Below are 18,970 nucleotides of genomic sequence, written 5' to 3'. Positions count from 1 at the left end.
CCTCAGGCAAGGGCCGTCAGCAGCGTGGGTGCCGTCGCCTCCATGGCGGGGGTCAGAGGCCCGCCCTTTCCCGTCCTGCGGTGGGCCCTAGTCACGTTCGCGCAGAGCATCAGCCGGGAGAGCCGACCGGCGCGGGTGTCGAGGACGTCGGCGAATTCGGCGAGGACACGGTCCGCCAGGGTCGGCACCGGCAAGGAGGCGGACCACAGGCAGGCCGCGTCCCAGCCGACAGGCGCCGTCCCCCAGTCCTCCCAGTCCAGAATCGTGAGCGGGGCCGCGGTGAGGTTGGCATACCCGACGTCCCCGTGCGCGCAAGCCCACTCCGAGACCGTGGTGTCGACCTGGTCACCGTAGACCTCGGCGATCCGCTGGGAGAGGTGGCTCTGCTGGACACACACCCGGCCGGTCTCGTACCGGGCCAGGGTTCCGAGGGCGGTGCGCAGGTCGCTCCACCACGTGTCCGTGAGGCCGGGGTCGCGGTCGATGGTCCCGGTCGGCGAGAGCGCCGGAGCGGAGGCCCGGCTCATCTCGTCGGCCCGCCAGACGACCTCGCGGCCGTGGTCGTACCACGTCGCGCCCGCGATCCACTCCGGCCGGGGGATGCCGTGGAGCGCGACCGACGCCTCCAGCCCGGTCCACGACTGCGCATTGAACGCGCCGGGCCGCACCCACGCCAGGCGCAGCCACGTCCCTGCCGATGTCGGGAACCCGGCCGTGCCGTTGTACCGGGAGTAGTGGGCGCGGCTACGGTCCAGGACGTGGCCGGTGCGCTTCTCCGCCTCGGCGAGGACGTCCTCGTGGTCGATCGTGGAGAGGTCATCCATTGTGGGAGGCATGGGCGGCTTCCTTTCCGCGACCGCCGGCCTGGTCCCTCAGCAGCCGGCGGTAGGCGTGGACCGTGTCGGTGCTGACCTCGACGCTGGTGGCGGCGGCGAGGTCGGCGAGGTGGTCCGGGTGGGTGGTGCCCACGGCGATCCTGCTGACGGCGGGGATGGCGAACGCTACGGCGAGCCTGGCCTGCGCGCTCGATACCGGTTCCTGCCCTGGTTCGAGGAACACTCCGGTGTCGAGGCCGGACCAGACGGGGTCTGACGGGTTGCCCGCAAAGGGTGCCATACCCCAGACCTCTCCGGCGGCCATCTTGATGGCGAGCTGCTCAGCGGCGTCGAGTACCGGGCCCGGCACCGCGAGCCCGGCCCGCACCATCAGCACATCGGGCCGGACCGTGACGAGGACTGCGGCGTGGAGTAGGGGCAGCGGGTTCCACGTGGCGACCCCCCAGGCCCGGCACAGCCCGTCGGCTTGGCAGGCGGCGAGCGCCTCGCACGCGGCGGGCAAGGCATCGGGATCGTGCTCCGGGTTGTGGACGAACACGGTGTCCGGCGCTCGCCCCAGTACGTCGCCGGCTTCTGCGACCGCCGCCCGCAGCCGGGCCGGCGCGAGGTTGTGTCCACCGGGGAAGTACCCCACCTTGGTGGAGACCTCGAACCGGCCAAGCAGGTCGCCCGCCGCCTCCACGAGCGCCCGGTGCCCCTGGTACCGGCCGTAGTTGTAGGCCGTATCGACCGCGGTGACGCCGACTTCTAGGGCGCGTTCGAGGACTGGGCGGGTGGGACCAGCCCGGTATAGCCCGAGCGCAATTCGTCGGTCAGCTCCGCGCACAGCCCCTCCCGGAGCAGGATGTCGGCGAGTTCCCCCGCATCGATGCCGGTGTCGATGGCCGCCCGGTCGACGTCCACCGGTGCGCCGGAGAGGAGCAGGCGCAGCGCGGGCAGGGCCTTGCCGTGGAAGGTGAGGCGCTTGCCCGCTGCCGTGACGGCCACGTGGTCGCCGTCAGACTCGAGGATCGGCGGGAACTCCGTCACGCACACCACGGCGGTCGGCGGCCCGAACAGGCCGGCGGTCTGCACATGCCGGGCGGCCGGGCGTTCCTGCTCCCGGGCGGCGAGGAAGGCGGCGGGCCCGAATTGATCGGCCAGACCGGCCGTCGCGGAGGTGAGCGCGGCGGTCTGCTCGGCCTGCGCCTCGGAGGCGCCCCAGCGGTCCAGGTCGGTGCGGAAGACCTCTTCGCGGCGGCACTGGTCGGCCAGCCAGGCCAGCCAGTTCACCCCGGTCCGCTTCACGAAGCCGAACGTCACGTGCAGGCTGTAGCCGTCCGCGCGGTCCGTGCGGGTGGCCCGGTGCCAGTGGCCTCGGGGGATGTGCATGACGTCCCCGGCACGCAGGGTGCCCTTCCAGACAGCCTCATCGGGCGGGGTGTTGTTCGGTTCGGCGTCCCGGTACATCGGTACCGACCGCGACGTTCCTCGCACCTCCCACGACTTCTCGCCGGCCACCTGGACGATCACGACGTCGTGGTCGTCCCAGTGCAGCGCGAAGCCGGCGGCGTCCTGCGTCGTCAGGTACGCGTTCACCTGGACGAGTTCGTGGGACCACCACTGCAGCGCCCGGCACGCCACCTCCAGGGTGGGGTCGAAGAAGTCGAGTTCGTCGAGGACCAGGGTGCAGCCCTCGCCCATCAGGGCGCCGAGTCGGGTCATGTTCGTGAAGCGGATGCCCTGCCCGCGCCGGGTGACGGTGTCGGTGAAGTACTCGCCGGGGTGGAGCTCGCGCCCGTTCTGGAACACACGGAACTGGGGGTTCGACAGGCCGCGGCGCATGACCGTGTCGAGGAGCCGGGCCGGAGTCATCAGCCGCGGCAGGAGAGCGGAATCGGATATACGGCCTCGGACGAAGGCGGAACCCATCGGGGCGGGGCCGTCCCAGCCGAGTGCGGTCTCGATGGCGTGAACGAGCTGGTGCTGCACATATCCTCCGGGTCTTACGACGGGCCGGGCCCGCCGCTCGGCGCGGCGGGCCAGGTTCGGGAAGCGGCGGTGGCCTACGCCTCGGGGTGGTTCAGGCCGTCGCGGTTCTCTCCGTCGTCGCCGGCGGACGTGCCGGTCGGGTCGGACTCCTGGGTGTCGAACCGGTCCTGCACGCGGGCCAGGTTTTCGACCGCGATCAGGAGCCCGGGGACCGCGTCGCTCGCGGGATGTTCCTGCCTTGCCATGATCGTCCTCGCTCACTTCCGACGAAGGGGCTGATGACGCACAGTGCTGCCCTGCGACGATGCAGCCTCGAACAGATGTGCACAAGGGGGCAAAGTGGCCTCTCTGCTGGCGCGATCCCCCTTACCGCCATGCAGCCGGGACTGTCCCAGCTCGCCGAGGCCGACCAGCAACTGGTGAGCCCTAGGGGTAGTCCCTCCGTTCCGGCCGGCCCTACCGCCCAACTTCGCCTGTCAACGACAGGTCCGATCTGGTGGCCCCTGAGGAGGACTCGCGTCCGCGAAGGCCGGAGAACGCCGGAGGCCGCCCCCCCGACTGAGGCTGACCTCCGGCGGTCCAACGGGCCCGCTCAGATCTCGTCGGTCGGATCCCAGATGTACGGGAGTGTCGGGTCCTGCTCGTACAGGTCCCGCCCGATCTGCTCCAGGAAGTGAATTCGGTTCCGGAGTTGGGGCAGCAGCTCCTGGATCCGTCCCGACGCCTCCTTGGGGTCGGCCGGCAGGTTGGCCCTGACCAAGGTCTTCATCTCCGCCCGGGCATCGGGTTCGGTGGCAGCGTGAGGAAGCTTTACGATCGCGGTGTAGACCGAGACCTCCGAGACGCTCCAGGCTCCGTCCTCCTCCTTCACCGCCCAAATGACCGACTGGGCAGAGGGGGACAGGGTCAGCTGGCACCCGTCTCCCATGAGCCGACTGAGCACCGGGAGGGGAACGGCGTCAGCCCCGGCCAGCGCGGCTGCTTCTTCTGCCGTGGGAACGGATATCCGTCCAGTAATCGCGTGAGCGATCCGACGTCGAGCTGCGGCAGCCGGCGGAGCCGGCGGCTGAACCTGCGACTCTTCTCCTGCAGCGCCGAGTGCGGTGTCCACGTCGCGCGCCTCCTCCTCGCCATCCTCGTTTGTCCACCAGGTGATTACGACCATGCGACAGTCGGGAAGTGCTGCCGGATACAAGACGTGCGAGACGACGTCGATCGGCTCCCAATCCATCGCCGGAATCGACATCCGGAAGATATGCCCGTCCCGATTCTCCGTCAGCTCGTTCGTCGCCTCCCAGATGCCCCGCACATCCGCGTCCTTGCAGACGTCGCCGATCAGTTCGATCAGTTCGGCCGAGTCGGTCCCGCGGGCGAGGGCGAACTTCAGCATGCGGACGTACTCGCGAGCATGACGTTCCCAGTCGTGATACTGGACGCGCGCCTCGCCTGACGTGAGCGCCCACTTCATGAGATTGGCGCCAGGCTCAAGGACCCAGGGCCACCACTGCGCCATCGCCGGGTTGAATCCGATGATGTTCCAGTGGGCGTCGCACAGATAGGTGGGAGCCGGCATCTGCTTGTCGATTAGCAGGCGCAGGCCACTGCGAACTCGCGGATCTACCGTGGCCCCGCTGTCAGCAGCAGCAATGGTCAGGTTGTTGTAGAGCAGCAGGGCGATGTACTCGTCCCGATCCAGCTGGAGCAGTTCCGCGAGGCTGTCGCACTGGGCGCGGTCGAGGCGATTGCGGCCGTCGCCGCGTTCGAGGGCTCGCCACCACCTCTCCGACCTGCCGACCGCGGTCGCGCACTCTTCTTGGGTCACTCTCCGGCCTCGACGGTGCCCGGCCGCCTTGCGCCAGGTCTTGAGCTGGCCGGCGAAGCCCATGACCTGTCCGGCCCACGGGGTCTCCTGCCCTTCGCGCTCCCTGCCAGCCGTCCGCTCCGCGCCTTCCCCGCCGCTCCCGGGGCCCGGGTGGAGGGGCTCAGTCGCGCCCATCCGCTCTCCTCGATCATCGTGTGCTTCCCCTCGCATTGAGGGCTAACTTCCCCGAGCGGAGGCAACAAAAAGAGGGGGGACCTTGCGCGATACGCGCCGGCCCTCCCCTGCCTCTACTCCAGAGTACGAGATCATTTTCGGTGGCCAGGATCACCTCCTTCCACAGGGTGACGCGCCCCACATCTACCTACGTTCCCGTAGGCAAAAGACCGAGGGGCAATAGAGACGCGATCCGCTCGAATCGGACAATAAACCGGCAAGGATTTTCCGGTTCCGAAACCGGCAATTAATTGCCGGTTTTTTCTCTCTGCGCACCCCCGGCGCCTTCACGACCTCTTCACGACCAACTCTCGACGACCACCCTCCCGCCACCCACCCTTACAGAAAAGGCAAGTTGACACCCAGACCGCTGCCCAGAACCTTCCGGAACCCCCCGTTTCTACGCGCGTAAACGTGTCCTGAGATGGCGTTGACGATGAATCCCGAGCGGGCTTAAATCCTGGACATCACCAGATCGGCGGCGCGATCGCCCCGCCATCGAGGCAAGGAGAAAGAAGATCATTTCCGTTGAGTGGTAGACGGAGGCGGGCACCTACGGCCCTGACCCCTCACCTCGGGGCACCGCGCCCCACACGGACAGTGACGAAAACTAGTGCAAAGTATGGACTTGCGCCGGTGCTCTACGTATGTTAGTCGTCCCCCGCCGGGCAGCCCGGCGACCGGCGAAAGAGCGACATGAGGATCCGAGCAAGCACCTAGAAACGCCGCGGCGCCCAGGAGAGCCAACTCCCGGGCGCCGGAATGCGAAGAGTCCTACCTTTCCGCCGAGCCAACGGCGGACAGGCGACCCGTCACCACCGCACCGGCCCTTCCTACGGGGCAACACCGGAGCGGCTTGTACTACAAGGAGAGTCTTGCATGAGCACGGCCCTGCGCGGAACCCCGTCTTCTGGGACCGGGCCCGTGGAGCCCACTGCGGACACGGCTGTCACGAACCGTCCGGCTCGCCGGCGCGGCGGTGAGGTCTGATGGCCCGCATCCGCACGATCAAGCCAGAGGCTTGGGAGTCGGAGGACCTCGCCTCCGTCCCCGTGACAGCCGTACTGACCTTCATCGGCCTGCTCACCCAGGCCGATGACGCGGGCCGGCACCGCGACCTGCCAGCCGTGATCGCCGGGCGGCTGTGGGCCCTGCGCCCCGACCACACCCCAGCGCACGTCGCCCAGGACCTGGAGCAGCTGGCCGAACGCGGCCTGATCTGCCGATACACCGGATGCGACGGAAAGACGTGGCTGCACATCGTCACGTGGGATCGTCACCAGAAGATCAACCGCCCTTCGGTGTCCCGCCTGCCGCGCTGCCCGCTCCACGAGGCCAAGAAGCCCTGCGGCGAATGCGGCACCCGCGCGTGCCCGGCGCAGGGCCACCTCGGCCGCCGCGAGGGCGACCTGGCGGCGCCCGCCTTCATGAGCCCTCACGACGACCTCATGCTGGCTGATCCGCCGGCCCCTGGCGCCAAAGAGGCCCCCATCACTCCCTCAACCCCTCGCGTGATGGAGGCCACTTCGCCGGAAGGGCCTGCCCTCTGGCGAGGATCCGAAAAAGTCGCAGTTCAGAGCGATATCGCTGGATCTGATGGCGTGACGGAGGCCACATTCACTGAGGGTTCCGGTACTGGATCTAGGATCTTGGATCCTGGATCTTCCCGTAGGGGGCGCGAGGCGCCCGCGCCGGTCCCCTCCTCGGAGCAGGTGCTGGAGTCCGCCGAGGCGGGCGAGTGGTCGGCGAAGCGGCTGATGGCGGAGTACCTCCGCGGATGCAGCCGCCGTCCGCCGAAGACGTTCCTCGGGCACCTGGGCAAGGAGATCCGCCAGCTGCTGGACGAGGGCTTCGAGCCCGATGCGCTACGACCCTCGCTCGACCGCCTGCGGGCCAAGGGCCTGCACCCGAGCGTCCTGCCGAGCCTCGTCAACGAGGTGGTCAACTCGGCGGCGTCCTCCGCCTCCGGCGCGGGCCCTTGGGCCGCCGCCGCCCCCGCCTACACCCCGTACCTCAACCCCACCGCCCCGACCGGGACCTTCGGAGTCGCCCTGTGATCCGCTCTCGCCTCGACGACCCTCAGACGGCCGCCGACAACCCGGCGATGGCCTGGATGCAGCGCAAGCTCGCCGAGCGGGGCATCGACCCGAACGCCACTGGGCCGCTCGCCGAACGTCCTGAGCCGAACCCAGCCCTGGACGCCGCCCAGGAGCGCATCCCGTACGAGTACCGCGCCGCTCAGACCGAGCATCCGGACGTCGCCCGCTGGGTACGCTCCATCGCCGACGCGGCGGTCGGCCACGCCGCCAACGCCCTCGCGCCCCACGTCGGCCGGGCCGGCCAGAGGGAGATCACCCACGGCCGCAGCCTGCTGCTGTGGGGGCCCACGGGCGCCGGCAAGACCCACGAGGCGTACGGGGCGATCCGCGCGCTGACCGCCGCGGGGTGCGGCGTGCGGTGGCAGGCGACGACCGCAGCGGACCTCTACGGCGCGATGCGGGCCCGGAACGGACTCGATCCCGAGTACCTGCTGCGCCGGATCGTCCGCGTGCCGCTGCTGCTCCTGGACGACCTCGGCGCCGCCAAGAGCACCGAGTGGACCGAGGAGATCACCTTCCGCCTGCTCAACTGGCGCTCGGAGCACCGCCGGCCGACGATCATCACGACCAACCTGCCGCCGGTCCGCACCGAGCACATGGACCCTCGCCAGCCCGTCCTGCGCGACAAGATCGGCGACCGCGTCCTCTCCCGCCTGTCCGGCATGTGCACCCCGGTCCACCTCGGCGGCCCCGACCGCCGCTTCCGCGCCGCCGCCTGACGGCCCCCGGAATCCCTCACCTGCTTCTCGCCGCCCGCCCCAGCCGCGCGCCGACCACCACCTTCGCGTGCCGCGCCGCTCCTGCCAACCCGGCGGCATCCCCTGGAGACACCCATGCGCCACATCACCACCAACGCCAGCAGCCCGACCCCGCCCGTACGAGGCATCGCCGACATCTCCTGGCACGCCCGCGGAGCCTGCCGGGACCTGGAAGCCGACGACGCCGACCGGCTGTTCTTCTCGGCGCCGCGCGCCCTCTCCGACATCGCCGAGGCGAAGTCGTTCTGCCACCGGTGCCCCGTCCGCCAGGACTGCTTCACCCACGCCCTCGACAACGACATCCGCTGGGGCATGTGGGGCGGACTGACCCGAGACGAGCGCCGGCCCTGGCACGCCAAGGTCGCCAAGCGCCTCGACTACGCCCGAGTGCGCGCCGCGATCATGGGCCGGGACGTGTTCCTCACCGCCGCCGAGCGAGACGCCGTCGCCCGCCATGCCTACGTCCGCAAGTGGACTCCCGAGCGCCTCTCCTACGTCCTCGCCGTCGACCTCGACCATGCCCGCGACCTTCTGCGAGACGCCGGCCACGCCATCACGGACCGCGACCGCTACTGGACGCCGGCGGACCCGGACGACGACGAGGCCGACGCCACGGAAGAAACGTTTTGTCCGGTCCCCCGACAGGCACAGACGGGCGACCTGATCGACGCCCTGCGGAAGGCGGCATGAGCCTTCCCAGCCGCCCCCTCCACGCTTCCACCACCGAACGAAAGGCACCTGTTGACCGAGGAGACCGCGGACCGATACGCCTTGACCGCAGCCGTGATGGTGATCGCGGTGCTGACGGGGTCCGGCTTCTGGCTCTCCTACGCGCACCTGGCGGAAGTCGCCGCACGACACGGCCTCGACAACTCCCCCATCAGAGCCTGGGCCTGGCCGGCCACCCTCGACGCCTTCATCGTGGCGGGTGAGCTGCTGATGTTCCGCGCGGGTCTGCGCCGACGGACGGACTGGTGGGCGATCGGCGTGACCGCCACCGGGTCCATCGGCTCGATCGCCCTCAACGTCCTCGGCGTCAGCGGCGCGACCCCAGAGCCTGTGCCTCACCTGGACTACGTCGTCGCCGCAGTCCCGCCCACCGCCAGCATGCTCGCCTTCGGGGTGCTGATGCGGCAGATCCACCAACGCGTCGCCCGTCCCCTGCCACATGAGGAGAAGGTCCGGATCTCCGAAGACCGGCCGCCGGGCCCGAACCCGGACCCCGAACCCGGACCGGAGACCGAACCCGGACCAACCCCGGAACCCGGACCAGCCCCGGACCACCGCCCGAACCCGGACCCCGGACCCGGACCGGAAGCCGAACCCGGACCAACCCCGAGACCTGTCCGTCGGCGGACGCGAAACGGTCCGGCTCGCCCGGGGACGGTGCACGCTCGGGTACAGGCGAGCCGGCAGTCCCGAACCGGGCCCAAGCGCCTGTCACACCAGCAGGTGGTCGAGCTGGTCCTCCCCCACGTGCCCGACGTCCTGAGAGAGGACGGCAACGCCCAGATCACCCGAGCCCAGCTCCGGAAGATCATGCGCAGCCACGAGATCCCGCTCAGCAACGAACATCTGACCCCGGTCCTGGCCCTCGTACGGGCCGCCACCCCGGCCTCTACTTCCTCCAAAGGAGCTGCTCGATGAAGACCTGCGACCGCTTCAACCGGATAAAGGCCGGTTTCAAGAATGACCTCGCCATCCTGAACAGCCACGCTGCCCAGCACGAGGGGAGCAACCCGGCGAAGGCGAGCAGCCGGATCGCCAAGGGCGTGAAGCTGAACATGGGACGGGCGCTCTCTCGCCACTACTCCCGGTGCAGGCTCTGCTGCTGAACCACGGCTCTCCCGATGGTGGCCCGGCCTCGCCGGGCCACCGCCCCGTTTACCCAAGCGCCCCGTCTCCGAAGGAACCCCATGTCCGCCACCCCTCCCTGCTCCGATTCCGGTGACGGCCGTCCGCTCCCGACGGCCGTGTCCTCACTTCTGCCGCATGGTTCGGCTGACGACAACTCGGTCTCCGACGGAGCAAGTTGGGGCGGAAGCAAAGCTTCCGCCGTACCCGCCCCCGAAGGGGCGGGAGAGGACCTGCACCAGGGGGCGCAGGTCCTGGAGGCTCCGACCGGGGGCGGATCGGAGCCGGGGAACGAGGAGAAGCCGAAGCCTCGCCGTCGCGAGCGCCGTGTCCGCCAGCGTCCGCGTCAGCCGCCCGCGAAGAAGCGCCGCCACCAGCCCTCGACGCGTTTCAACGACGACGAGTACGCGCTCGTCGTCGCCGCCGCCGCCCAGTGCAACCTGACCGTCGCCGGCTTCCTCGCCCGCTCCGCCCTCGCCGCAGCCCGCGACCTCGACCGCACCAGCGCCGAGATCGCCACCGAGCGCGACATGCTCACCGCGCTGTTCGACAGCCGGCGCAAGCTCGGCTGGGCCGGCAGCAACCTCAACCAGGTGACGAAAGCCCTCAACGCCGGTGCCGATGGCGCCGTCCCCCAGCTGGAGGCAAGCCTCGCAGCCGTGCGGCGGGCCGCCGACGCCGTGCACGCCGCCGCGACCTCCGTTCTCGAACGACAGCAGGCGGCATGATCCCCAGCATCAACCCGCCCGGCGACCGGACCATCGGCCTGCTCGCCTACCTCTACGGCCCCGGCAAGCGCGAGGAGCACGTCGACCCGCACCTCGTCGCCTCGTTCGACGGCATGGCCCCCGACCCCGGCCGCGACCCGAGCGCCACGCTCAAGGCCCTCCAACAGCTCCTGGACCAGCCCGTCCAGGCGCTGCCGGAACACGCCCGCCCCGCCAAGCACGTCTGGCACACCTCCGTCCGCACCGCGCCCGGCGACCGGATTCTGTCCGACGAGGAATGGGCCGAGGTCGCCCGCCGGATCGTCGCCGCCACCGGCATCGACCCCGGCGAAGGTCAGCCCGGCTGCCGCTGGGCCGCCGTACGGCACGCAGACGACCACATCCACATCGTCGCCACCCTCGTGTGCGAGGACGGCACCCGGCCCGACGACTTCCGCTCCGGCAAACGCGCCCAGGCCGAGGCCCGGCTCATCGAGAAGGAGCTCGGCCTGCACCAGGTCGCCCCCGGCGACGGCACCGCCGCCCAGCGGCCCACCAGCGCCGAACGGCACAAGGCCGAACGGCAGGGACGCGAGCGCACCGCCCGCGAGGAACTCCGCGAAACCGTACGGCGGGCCGTGGCCGGCGCCCAGAGTGAGGAGGAGTTCTTCAGCCGTCTGGCCGACGCCGGCCTCCTGGTGAAGAAGCGCGCCGCTCCCTCCGGGGACCTGCTCGGGTACAAGGTCGCCCTGCCCGACGACCGGAACAAGGACGGCGAGCCGGTGTTCTACCCCGGCGCGCGTCTCGCCCCCGACCTCTCACTGCCCCGCATCCGCGAACGCTGGGCCGGCGGCGGCCTCCAGGACAGAACCGGACTCGAGGCTCCGGGGGCGGCCGGGGCGCCTGCCACCGCGCGACGGCGCACGGCGGCTGCCGCCTGGCAGGCCATCCTGGTCGTCGAGCACGGCGAGGACAGCCTCGCCGCCGCGTACATCGCCGCCGCCGGCGAAGTCCTCGACGCGCTCGCCAAAACCTCCGCCGCCCATACCCGGCAAGAACTGCGAGAAGCCGCCTGGGCGTTCGAGCGAGCCTCCCGGTCCCACGTCCGCGCCGTACGCGGCCACGACCGGGCCCTGCGGCAGGCTGCCCGTGACCTGGTCCATGGCGGGTCGGCCCTCGGCCGCGGCGAGGAGGGCGCGACCACGGCCATGGCGATCGACATGCTGTTCTTCCTCATCACCGCCGCCGCGCACTGGCACGCCAGGAAGGGCCACGCCCAGCAGGCCGAAGCCGCCCATCGAGCAGCTGAGCACCTGCGAACCGCCTACCGGGCCGCCGCCGAGTACCCGCTAGCCGTCCTCCACCAGCGTGGCCGTCGCCTCGCCCGCCCTCTGCTGCGGCGCCAGGCCGAGGCGGTGCACGCGGCGATCCCCCAGCTGGCCGAGCAGGTCCTGGCCGAGCCCGGCTGGCCGGCCCTCGCCGCCACGCTCGCCGAGGCCGAGGCCGCCGGCCACGACCCCGTCACCCTGCTCTCCGAAGCAGCCGGACACCGCGAACTGGGCACCGCCGAGTCGATCAGCGACGTCCTGGTCTGGCGACTGCGCCGCGCCGCAGACCTTCCGGCTGACGCCGCGAGCGCTCCCGTTCCTCAGCGCATGCCTGGCACAGCCTCGACTCAGCCTCGCGACCGAGACCGCCGGCGACACCGGTAGCCGGCCCCGCCGTTCACGGATTCGAAAGTTGCCCGACGTCCCACCCGTGGGGCACTCTCGTCGTCCGCTGCCGGGGCGAGGCAGCCGAATGCGAGGGGAGGCCGTATGTTCGGGCGCAGGAAGGCGCGGAAGAGCGAGGGCGAGCTGGGGCCGGCGGGTGCGCCGTGGTTGAACTACCCAGCGCCGACATGGCCGCAGGAGGCCGCGCCCGTCGAGGAGACCTCGGCCGCGCCGGCGGGCGAGGACTTCCTCCCGGCGGACCTCCGGCTCGATCTGAGCACGAAGCGCTTCCTGGTATGGCGCCGGCCGCTGGTCCTGGGGGGCGAAGTCCGCTCCTGCCCGCAGTGCGCGGCGTACCGCGACTGGGCCATCCTCGCGGTGGAGGGCCAGATCTGGCTCCGGTGCCCTGCCAAGCATGTGACGCCGGAGCCTCGCCTGAGTCTCGAATGGTTCAACCGGAACGCCGGTCCCACCAGCTCGACGTACGGGTCCCTGGACGAGGGCTTGGACGACTTCGGCCTCTGAACCGGTGACGTGGTCCCGCGCCCTGCTCAGCCGCCCCGGGTGAGGCTGGCTTCCCGGGCCGCGAGCTCGCCGCCGGCCTCCACGCCGCTGAGGGTATGCGCCGAGCCGGTCCGGAGGAAACCACGTGCCGGGCGGCCCGACCTCCCGGAAGAATCCAAGGATGCTCGCCAAAGGGCCCGGTGCCAGGTCGAATGACCTGGCACCGGGCCCTGTTTGTGCTGCTGTGTGTGCTGAGGGACGGCTGTTGGACTCGAAAAGGTACGAGGCCCTGCTGGCGGCTGGCCCCGGGGGTCAAACGGTAGGGCGCAGGGAGAGTTGTCCCTCGCTGTCGCCGGGCAGGGTGTGCCGGAGTACAGGGTCGGGAGAGGCGAGGGAGGCGGCGAAGGCGGCGACGAGGTCGTGCGGAGTGCTCGCGGAGAACCCCGTGGCCCAGAGGTAGCCCCGCCCGATCCGGGGCTCACACCAGGCTAGCCAGCCGGTTTGCTCGGCGGTGGGGTCGAGGCAGAGGGGGTCTCCGTCCTGGAGGTACTCCGGGAGGAGGCTCAGTGCCATGCCCGCGGCCAGCTGCGGATCGGAGAAGGCAGTCGGGTTGTCGATGTCGCGGACCCAGCCGCGCTCCGCGAGCGACTCGAAGACCACGTGCGGGCCTGCATATCCGTGCGCCGGATCCGGACGGGCCTCCAGGGCGAGCAGGAAGTCGGCGACGGCTTCGGGCGGGACGCCGGTGGTGAAGTAGGCAGTCCACTCAGCCAGCCCGTCCGCGGTCGGGCGGGCGGAGACGGTCCACGCGACCGGCAGGTCTCCGAGGATGATCGGTTCGTCGGCAAGCACCCACTGGGCCCAGCGGAGTCCGTCGGGAGCGACGTACAGCACGGTGCTGCGAACCACCTGCTGGACCGCGTCCGGATCGTCCGGATCAACAGGTTCACGACGGCCGCGAGCGAGTGTCAGGGAAGTCCAGCCGGCGGCGGAGAGGTGGGAGGCGACGTGGTCTGCGAGTGCTCCGTCGTCACCGGCAAGGTGGCGCGGGGTGACCCACCAGGCGGGAAGGGCCGGAACGTCGGACGGATCGGAAGGCGTGGACGGGCGCAGAAGTGCTCCTTGTCGTACGGGCGATCAGGGGGAGACGGCGCGCAGTCTGCGGCGCGAACTCGTCGGCGGGTCGACCGGCGGCATCCAGGTCAGCGCCTCGGCGACCGGCCGGGGCAGGTAGCCGTACTGCACGGCCTCGGCGTCTTCGGCGAGGTACACCACCGGCTGTCCGTCCAGGTCCTCCCCGACGAGGACGTCAGCGAGACGGTGGGCCATGGGGAAGAAGGGATTGATGGCGAGGCGGACGGAGGTGTCGGGATCCAGGGCGGCAAGGCGGTCGATCAGGTGGCGGACGGTCATGTCCGATGCAGATGCGGGCATGTGCACTCCTTGCAAGGCGGGGAAAGCAGAGGCGCGGGGACAACAGGAACGCCGGGGCGGTGCCACCGTCAGAGACGCTTGGCCGTAGCCAGAACCTCGGAGACGGTCCTCGCGACCAGGTGGGCCGGCGTGTGGGGATCAAAGACGATCCTGCAGCCGGGAGTCCGAGCGGTGCCGGTGACCGCGAGTACCCAGCCCTCATGCTCGGCGCCGGGGCGGCCGGCGGGAAAGTGGCCGAGGTAGAAGCGGCCGTCGGCGGAAGCGATATGGGTGTCGGCCCGGTCGTCGACGATGAAGTGGAAGTCGCCGTTCGCGGCGGGGAAGGTGTCAATGACCTCGGTCGCCTGTCCCGGCCCCAGGAGCCAGTCGTGCAGCCTCAAGCGCTCGGTCGTGGTCCGGAATCCTGCGGAACTCAGCTCCACTGTCACGACATCACCTCTCTGACCTGCTATTTTCCGGGTTTCCCGGAAAGGGTCGTCTAGGTTGACATGCCCCTGAAGCGTGTACCAGTCCTTTCGCGATCTTTCCTGTCTGCCAGAGGCGAACTGGCATGGCGAGCCCTCCTGTGGGGTCTCAAATCTCGCGGCACAATCTCACGATCTCGGCATCGAACGGCGGCATCGAACAAAGAAACCGCAGTTCAACGGCTCGCCGGGTCCGGCGAGTCGGCCGAGGCCGTAGGAAACGCCACGGCTCGTGAGACTGGGCGGCTGTGCCATCGACCTGAGACAGATGAAGAACCGCAGATCAAGGGACACCGCCTGTGCCACGAGCGGCGAAACCCTACACCTCCGCGGAGGAAGCGGCGGCGGTCCTCAGGTCCAGCAGCGAAGCTGTCCCCCGACGAGACCGCAGCTTCACCCACCCCCAGGTCGGGGCGAGATGTCGTGGGCTTGGGTGCGGCGCCAGACAAAGCCGAGGTCCGCAAGTCGCCCTCTCATTGCCCCGCGTTGCTCCTCCAACTCCAACGAGGCCGGCGAGAGGAGGTAAACGTTCCCCTGGTACTGCCGGAACCCGACGAGCTCCCATCCCCTGGCGATCTTGGCGGTCACCCGGTCCCACTCCGTCCGATCCCTCAGGCGGTCGCTGCTGAGGTCGGTGACGCCCGGCGAGCATGCGATGGCGCGGCAGCCGGCCATGAGCCGGTGGATCGCCTCAGTGGCGAGGATGGCGCCGAGGCCGTGCCCGCGCCACGGCTCGTCCAGGGTCACCCTGTCCATGACGAGCAGAGAGGACCCCACGTACGGAAGCGAGCTGCTGGCGTCCTCGGTGAAGTTCCCTGTGCTCGGATCCAGCAGGGCCTGGGCGATCTCGTCGAGTTCTTCGGATTCCTCCTCCATGACCCGGACGGCGTTCATACCCCGGTCGAGGTGTACCCGACAGAAGGTGATCGATCCCACCGTCTTCTCCTCATGGAGGACGGACACGTCCCACCGCTCCAGGGTGTCGGCCTGAGGGGTGTCGGCAAGGTCATCGGTGTAGGAGATACACAGGCGCAGCTCGGACGGGTCGCCGGGCAGGGTGGACAGTTCGGTCACTCCCAAAGCCTAGCTACGCCCAGCAGCCCGGAGACGGCGGCGGGCAGCCGTCGGGCGACGGCCGGAGGCCCGCGGCCCGGTCCTGGGAGCGTCCAGGCTCGTGCCAGGGTTGTCTCCATGACGCCGATGATCCCCGCGCACGTCCCCGACGAGCCGCCGCTCACTTACGCCGACAGCTTCGACATACCGGTCCTGTTCCGTAACGGTCCTGCGGACAAGCCCTGGAAGCAGTGGCGGACGGCCAAGCACAAGGCGTGGAGCGCGACGGACGGGTTCCCGAAGGCGGACGGCTGGTACGCCCCGACCACCACGTGGCGGGAGATCATCAAGGCGGCCACCGAGGTCGGCCGCGACATCACCCCGCACCTGCAGAACCAGCCGCGGTACGCACACGGAGAACTCGTCGCCCGCGTCGCCCCGCTGTATGCCTACCTCGGTGGGCACCCCTTCAAGCACCAGCCCCCCGTGCCGGGCGCTAGGGGCCGGCGCCTGACGCTGAACCCGGTCTACGCGTACGGCACCGAGCGCACGGCGAAGAGCGCTGCCGCCTACCGGCTGGGCATGACGATGACCGAGTGGGCCTGCCGCTCGCTGCTGGGTCTGGGGCAGACCGAGCACCTCGAACTCGGCGGCCCCATCCCCGCCCTGAGCGCCACCTTCAAGGACCCCAAGAGGAAGCTGCCGGACCTGTGGGGACGGCACGAGGCGGAGAAGGTGTACTGGCTGATCGAGGCCAAGGGTGGTATCTGCGACGTCGGCACCCTCCGCAAGGGGTGGGCGCAGCTGGAGTCCGGGAGTAAGGTCCTCGGCTCGTACGCGCACCGCAGCGTCCTGGTCGGAGCCGCCGTGCGACCCGGGGACGACCTCTTCCTGACCATCGACCACACGCTGCACCCCGGCCAGCCGCCCCTTCCTCCGGCCGGATCCGACGGCGAGGCAGCGGCGGGCTCGGGCAACCTCGAAGACCACCTCGGCGACAACGACGACGCGCTCATCGGCGCGGCCCGCGCCCAGATGCTCGTCTACCAGGCGCTGCGCTCCGCTCCCGCCTCGCAGTTGCGCACCGTCCCGGTGCCGGCCGACCGTACTTCGCGCCACCGACGCCACGGACTGACCACACCGCTGGAGGACGACGACCACACCCGCGCCATGCGAGCCGACCTCCGCGGAGCGGCACTTCACGGCGAGGCGCACTTCACGCGTGCCCAAATCCGCTCCTGGGGGATCGATGACTTCCTCACCTGCCGTATCCCCGGCACCGAGGTACATCTCGGCATGTCCCGGAAGCTCTTCGCCGTCTGCGCGCGCCTCCACGAGGAAGATCTCGCCATCGCCCGGCGCACCCCGGGGCTGCGCGCCGAGGACCAGCTGGCCGTCGACGAGCGGGGCAGCGAAGAGGCTCAGGAAGAGCAGCGGCTCGCTCAGCGGCGGATTTTCCACGAGCGGCAGGAGGAAGCCCGCCCCCGGCTGCGCTCCCTGCTCCGGGAAGCCTACGAGCGCGGAGAGACGAGCGACTGGCGCGACCTGCTGCGCCGTCCGGAGGAACCGGAGCTCGACCTGGCGAGTGACGAAGGGCTCCTCGAAGCGGCGACCCCGGAAACGTACCTGGCCGTCAGCCGCTACGACCTGCCCCCGATCCACGCCTAGCTAGCAGTCAGATCTGGGGCCTGGATCCAGCGCGCCGTCCATAAGGGCCTGGATAATCCTTTCGGTGCGGGCACGCGTCTCGGGTCCGTGGCCGGCGAGGTTGTGGTCGAGTTCGTGCTGCTGCATGTCGAGCACCGGCTTCATCTCGCCGATGAGGTCGGGCCATGGCGCAAGCGAGTCGGTCAGTTCCTCGACGTTGCCGGACCAATCGGCCCTGCGTGCTCCCAGGGCGAAGGCGAGCAGGAGGACGGCGAAGAGGGGCTCGCTGTCGAAACCGGCGAGCACCCCGAGCCCTGCGGGGTTCTCCTTGCCGGTGTGGGCGGCGATAGCCCGGGCGACAATGGGGAGCTGGAGGAAGAGCGCCGTGGCCACCGAGCGGGCTTCCTCCCATTCGGCGTCGGCGGCTTCGGCGAGCGCTTCGGTCATTCGCGGCAGGGACACGAAGTCGGCAGCGCCGACGAGGAGGCTCGCCGGACCGGTCAGCCACGGCTCGGCGTCTTCCACCCGCTGCCGTCTGCCCGGCGAGACGCCGAGGACCTTCTCGATCGTCCCTGCCTGGTCTTCCGTCACCTCGGGCCGCGTGCCCAGGGCGAAGATCTGGAACATGTGCGCGACAGCCGTTGCCCGGTCGTCGGCCGGGACACGGATCGGGCGGGGCAGCGCGTTCTTGCCTCGCATCGCGGCCATGGTCGCGGCGAGGGCGCCCACGACCGTGTCCTGGTCGTCGACCGGGTCGAGGCCCTGGCGGGATGCCTCGGCCTGAAGGAGCTGCTCCAGCTCGCGCGACAGGTCGTCCACCACGATGGTCGCGGAGGTACGGACGGCGTCGAGGTCGAAAGGGAAGCCCTCGACCCACAGCACGACGCGCAGCAGGTTCACGTCCCGTGTGCGCTCGCGCCAGCGCAGGAGCTGGACCAGCTGACGGTCGCTGTCAGGCGGGTAGATCCAGACCGGGCGGCGTCCGTCGTTGCCAGCTCGGGTGGGATGGGGCATCAGGCCGTTGCTGATGAAGCTCTCCAGCTTCCTCGCGGTCATGGTGCTGAAGCCGGCGGATGTGGCGGCGCGCAGAAGGTCGGCGCGCTGTAGGAGACGGGGTTCGACTGCCATGCCGGGCAGCGTAGGGGCGCTGCGGCACGCCGCGCGAGCCGAGTACTCCCACTCCAGACCGGTCTAACTTGCAAACGGGCCGACCCCCGTTGCCACCAGCAGGTTTGCGCTGCTTCTGTGGGTGCGCGGCGCCAAATCGGACGCTGCTCTCCCCTCTCGAAAGGACTTGTCCATGTCCAGGAATACGGCAGCGGCGGTGACCGGAATGATCGTGCGTTCCCTCGCGAAGCGGTGGGCCGACGCGAACGGCCTCAGCAGGGAGCAGGGCCTGCTCCTCGCATGGGCGGCCGGCACCCTCGCGTCGGTGGCCGTCATGCGCGTCTGACGCTGTAGCGGAGCGGGAACGGGCTCCGCAGACATGGCGAAGGCCCCAGGAACCATGGTGGTTCCCGGGGCCTTCGGGCTGGGAGGGGCTACCTGTGCCGAGTACCCGCTCCTCGGCTCCTGACAGGTCCCTCTGATCAGCCGGTGGTGGGAGTCTCCGCCTCGTCCTGCGTCTTCTTCCGTCGTGCCGCGATCAGCGCCCCGCCGCCGGCCGCGATCAGCAGGCCGCCGGCCGCGAGGAGCCACGCGTTGGAGTCGGCGCCGGTATGAGCGAGGGAGCCCTTGGAGGGCGGGGCGCTCGGGGTTTCGGTCGGGGGCACCGGTGCGGTGGAGGTGGACCGGGTCGGGGTCGGGGTGGTCGGCGGGGTCGTCGCCGGTGTGGTGGGCAGGGTGCTCGGGGTGACCGGCGGGGTGGTCGGCGGGGTCGTCGGGGGCGTGGTGGGC

Annotated in this window: 21 protein-coding genes; 10 read left to right on the top strand and 11 right to left on the bottom strand. The window is 70.3% G+C overall.

Going from position 1 to position 18,970, the window contains the following annotated elements:
- Positions 1 to 2: 2 nt before the first annotated feature.
- From IF73_RS0118935 to IF73_RS0118915, 5 genes are all read right to left on the bottom strand, one after another.
- Complete coding sequence (locus IF73_RS0118935; protein ID WP_031009472.1) at positions 3 to 836, bottom strand: hypothetical protein; 834 nt, start codon at positions 834 to 836, stop codon at positions 3 to 5.
- Entirely contained in the window at positions 817 to 1,662 is an 846-nt protein-coding gene (locus IF73_RS0118930) for an aldo/keto reductase (RefSeq protein ID WP_031009469.1), read from the bottom strand. The genes IF73_RS0118935 and IF73_RS0118930 overlap by 20 nt, the downstream gene beginning before the upstream one ends.
- Positions 1,584 to 2,807 carry a JmjC domain-containing protein gene (locus tag IF73_RS0118925; RefSeq protein WP_031009467.1) on the bottom strand — a complete coding sequence of 408 codons (1,224 nt, stop codon included), beginning with the start codon at positions 2,805 to 2,807 and terminating at the stop codon, positions 1,584 to 1,586. The genes IF73_RS0118930 and IF73_RS0118925 overlap by 79 nt, the downstream gene beginning before the upstream one ends.
- 74 nt (positions 2,808 to 2,881) lie before the next feature.
- A complete protein-coding gene (locus tag IF73_RS41460) occupies positions 2,882 to 3,052 on the bottom strand; it encodes a hypothetical protein (RefSeq protein ID WP_199806670.1) in 171 nt (56 codons plus the stop codon).
- 347 nt (positions 3,053 to 3,399) lie between these two features.
- Positions 3,400 to 4,803 carry a helix-turn-helix transcriptional regulator gene (locus IF73_RS0118915; RefSeq protein WP_051716980.1) on the bottom strand — a complete coding sequence of 468 codons (1,404 nt, stop codon included), beginning with the start codon at positions 4,801 to 4,803 and terminating at the stop codon, positions 3,400 to 3,402.
- A gap of 1,028 nt (positions 4,804 to 5,831) precedes the next feature.
- Here IF73_RS0118915 and IF73_RS40475 point away from each other — a divergent pair.
- The 8 genes from IF73_RS40475 to IF73_RS39595 all read left to right on the top strand — a co-directional run bounded on the left by IF73_RS40475 (position 5,832) and on the right by IF73_RS39595 (position 12,497).
- Positions 5,832 to 6,899 carry a hypothetical protein gene (locus IF73_RS40475; protein ID WP_051716978.1) on the top strand — a complete coding sequence of 356 codons (1,068 nt, stop codon included), beginning with the start codon at positions 5,832 to 5,834 and terminating at the stop codon, positions 6,897 to 6,899.
- A complete protein-coding gene (locus tag IF73_RS0118905; protein WP_031009461.1) occupies positions 6,899 to 7,660 on the top strand; it encodes an ATP-binding protein in 762 nt (253 codons plus the stop codon). Before IF73_RS40475 ends, IF73_RS0118905 begins: the two co-directional genes overlap by 1 nt.
- Before the next feature lie 114 nt (positions 7,661 to 7,774).
- Positions 7,775 to 8,389 carry a WhiB family transcriptional regulator gene (locus IF73_RS0118900; RefSeq protein WP_031009458.1) on the top strand — a complete coding sequence of 205 codons (615 nt, stop codon included), beginning with the start codon at positions 7,775 to 7,777 and terminating at the stop codon, positions 8,387 to 8,389.
- An 81-nt stretch (positions 8,390 to 8,470) separates the two neighbouring features.
- Positions 8,471 to 9,346 (top strand): DUF2637 domain-containing protein, encoded by an 876-nt coding sequence (locus IF73_RS42035; protein ID WP_420706565.1) that lies wholly within the window; start codon positions 8,471 to 8,473, stop codon positions 9,344 to 9,346.
- Complete coding sequence (locus IF73_RS39600; RefSeq protein ID WP_078868130.1) at positions 9,343 to 9,534, top strand: hypothetical protein; 192 nt, start codon at positions 9,343 to 9,345, stop codon at positions 9,532 to 9,534. The genes IF73_RS42035 and IF73_RS39600 overlap by 4 nt, the downstream gene beginning before the upstream one ends.
- A 138-nt stretch (positions 9,535 to 9,672) precedes the next feature.
- Positions 9,673 to 10,281: a plasmid mobilization protein gene (locus IF73_RS42030; protein WP_234338269.1), complete on the top strand. Its 609-nt coding sequence runs from the start codon at positions 9,673 to 9,675 to the stop codon at positions 10,279 to 10,281.
- Positions 10,278 to 11,972 (top strand): relaxase/mobilization nuclease domain-containing protein, encoded by a 1,695-nt coding sequence (locus IF73_RS0118880; protein WP_031009453.1) that lies wholly within the window; start codon positions 10,278 to 10,280, stop codon positions 11,970 to 11,972. The genes IF73_RS42030 and IF73_RS0118880 overlap by 4 nt, the downstream gene beginning before the upstream one ends.
- 105 nt (positions 11,973 to 12,077) lie before the next feature.
- Positions 12,078 to 12,497: a hypothetical protein gene (locus IF73_RS39595; RefSeq protein ID WP_051716974.1), complete on the top strand. Its 420-nt coding sequence runs from the start codon at positions 12,078 to 12,080 to the stop codon at positions 12,495 to 12,497.
- Between the two features lie 291 nt (positions 12,498 to 12,788).
- Here IF73_RS39595 and IF73_RS0118870 read toward each other — a convergent pair whose 3' ends face one another.
- The 4 genes from IF73_RS0118870 to IF73_RS38690 form a co-directional block, all read right to left on the bottom strand.
- On the bottom strand, positions 12,789 to 13,385 hold the full coding sequence (locus IF73_RS0118870; RefSeq protein WP_324616090.1) for a DUF317 domain-containing protein: 597 nt from the start codon (positions 13,383 to 13,385) through the stop codon (positions 12,789 to 12,791).
- Positions 13,386 to 13,613: 228 nt separating this feature from the next.
- The gene (locus IF73_RS0118865; RefSeq protein WP_037879676.1) at positions 13,614 to 13,910 is read right to left on the bottom strand and encodes a hypothetical protein; all 297 of its coding nucleotides are present in this window, start codon (positions 13,908 to 13,910) and stop codon (positions 13,614 to 13,616) included.
- A gap of 68 nt (positions 13,911 to 13,978) precedes the next feature.
- Positions 13,979 to 14,338: a DUF317 domain-containing protein gene (locus tag IF73_RS0118860; protein WP_031009437.1), complete on the bottom strand. Its 360-nt coding sequence runs from the start codon at positions 14,336 to 14,338 to the stop codon at positions 13,979 to 13,981.
- 429 nt (positions 14,339 to 14,767) lie between these two features.
- Entirely contained in the window at positions 14,768 to 15,448 is a 681-nt protein-coding gene (locus tag IF73_RS38690) for a hypothetical protein (protein ID WP_031009433.1), read from the bottom strand.
- Between the two features lie 117 nt (positions 15,449 to 15,565).
- Between IF73_RS38690 and IF73_RS0118850 the strand changes: the two genes are divergently transcribed.
- Complete coding sequence (locus IF73_RS0118850) at positions 15,566 to 17,095, top strand: hypothetical protein (RefSeq protein ID WP_031009432.1); 1,530 nt, start codon at positions 15,566 to 15,568, stop codon at positions 17,093 to 17,095.
- Here IF73_RS0118850 and IF73_RS0118845 read toward each other — a convergent pair whose 3' ends face one another.
- Positions 17,096 to 18,202 carry a hypothetical protein gene (locus tag IF73_RS0118845; protein ID WP_031009430.1) on the bottom strand — a complete coding sequence of 369 codons (1,107 nt, stop codon included), beginning with the start codon at positions 18,200 to 18,202 and terminating at the stop codon, positions 17,096 to 17,098. It abuts the gene before it with no gap.
- A 172-nt stretch (positions 18,203 to 18,374) separates the two neighbouring features.
- Between IF73_RS0118845 and IF73_RS41050 the strand changes: the two genes are divergently transcribed.
- Positions 18,375 to 18,527 carry a hypothetical protein gene (locus IF73_RS41050; protein ID WP_158822046.1) on the top strand — a complete coding sequence of 51 codons (153 nt, stop codon included), beginning with the start codon at positions 18,375 to 18,377 and terminating at the stop codon, positions 18,525 to 18,527.
- 136 nt (positions 18,528 to 18,663) lie between these two features.
- On the opposite strand, the gene IF73_RS0118835 is transcribed toward IF73_RS41050, so the two are convergent.
- Positions 18,664 to 18,970, bottom strand: a 307-nt coding sequence (locus IF73_RS0118835) for an LPXTG cell wall anchor domain-containing protein (RefSeq protein WP_031009427.1), incomplete at its 5' end; no start/stop codon positions are given.

The sequence above is a fragment of the Streptomyces sp. NRRL F-5727 genome, assembly GCF_000719555.1.
Lineage (GTDB): Bacteria > Actinomycetota > Actinomycetes > Streptomycetales > Streptomycetaceae > Streptomyces.
This window is presented reverse-complemented; position numbering and strand designations above follow the sequence as displayed.

What these genes read in the sequence shown, in the direction of transcription:
- IF73_RS0118935 (WP_031009472.1), bottom strand. Translation starts at nt 836, where the DNA reads ATGCCTCCCACAATGGATGACCTCTCCACGATCGACCACGAGGACGTC.
- IF73_RS41460 (WP_199806670.1), bottom strand. Translation starts at nt 3,052, where the DNA reads ATGGCAAGGCAGGAACATCCCGCGAGCGACGCGGTCCCCGGGCTCCTG.
- IF73_RS0118915 (WP_051716980.1), bottom strand. Translation starts at nt 4,803, where the DNA reads ATGGGCGCGACTGAGCCCCTCCACCCGGGCCCCGGGAGCGGCGGGGAA.
- IF73_RS40475 (WP_051716978.1), top strand. Translation starts at nt 5,832, where the DNA reads ATGGCCCGCATCCGCACGATCAAGCCAGAGGCTTGGGAGTCGGAGGAC.
- IF73_RS0118900 (WP_031009458.1), top strand. Translation starts at nt 7,775, where the DNA reads ATGCGCCACATCACCACCAACGCCAGCAGCCCGACCCCGCCCGTACGA.
- IF73_RS39600 (WP_078868130.1), top strand. Translation starts at nt 9,343, where the DNA reads ATGAAGACCTGCGACCGCTTCAACCGGATAAAGGCCGGTTTCAAGAAT.
- IF73_RS0118880 (WP_031009453.1), top strand. Translation starts at nt 10,278, where the DNA reads ATGATCCCCAGCATCAACCCGCCCGGCGACCGGACCATCGGCCTGCTC.
- IF73_RS39595 (WP_051716974.1), top strand. Translation starts at nt 12,078, where the DNA reads ATGTTCGGGCGCAGGAAGGCGCGGAAGAGCGAGGGCGAGCTGGGGCCG.
- IF73_RS0118865 (WP_037879676.1), bottom strand. Translation starts at nt 13,910, where the DNA reads ATGCCCGCATCTGCATCGGACATGACCGTCCGCCACCTGATCGACCGC.
- IF73_RS0118850 (WP_031009432.1), top strand. Translation starts at nt 15,566, where the DNA reads ATGACGCCGATGATCCCCGCGCACGTCCCCGACGAGCCGCCGCTCACT.
- IF73_RS0118845 (WP_031009430.1), bottom strand. Translation starts at nt 18,202, where the DNA reads ATGGCAGTCGAACCCCGTCTCCTACAGCGCGCCGACCTTCTGCGCGCC.
- IF73_RS41050 (WP_158822046.1), top strand. Translation starts at nt 18,375, where the DNA reads ATGTCCAGGAATACGGCAGCGGCGGTGACCGGAATGATCGTGCGTTCC.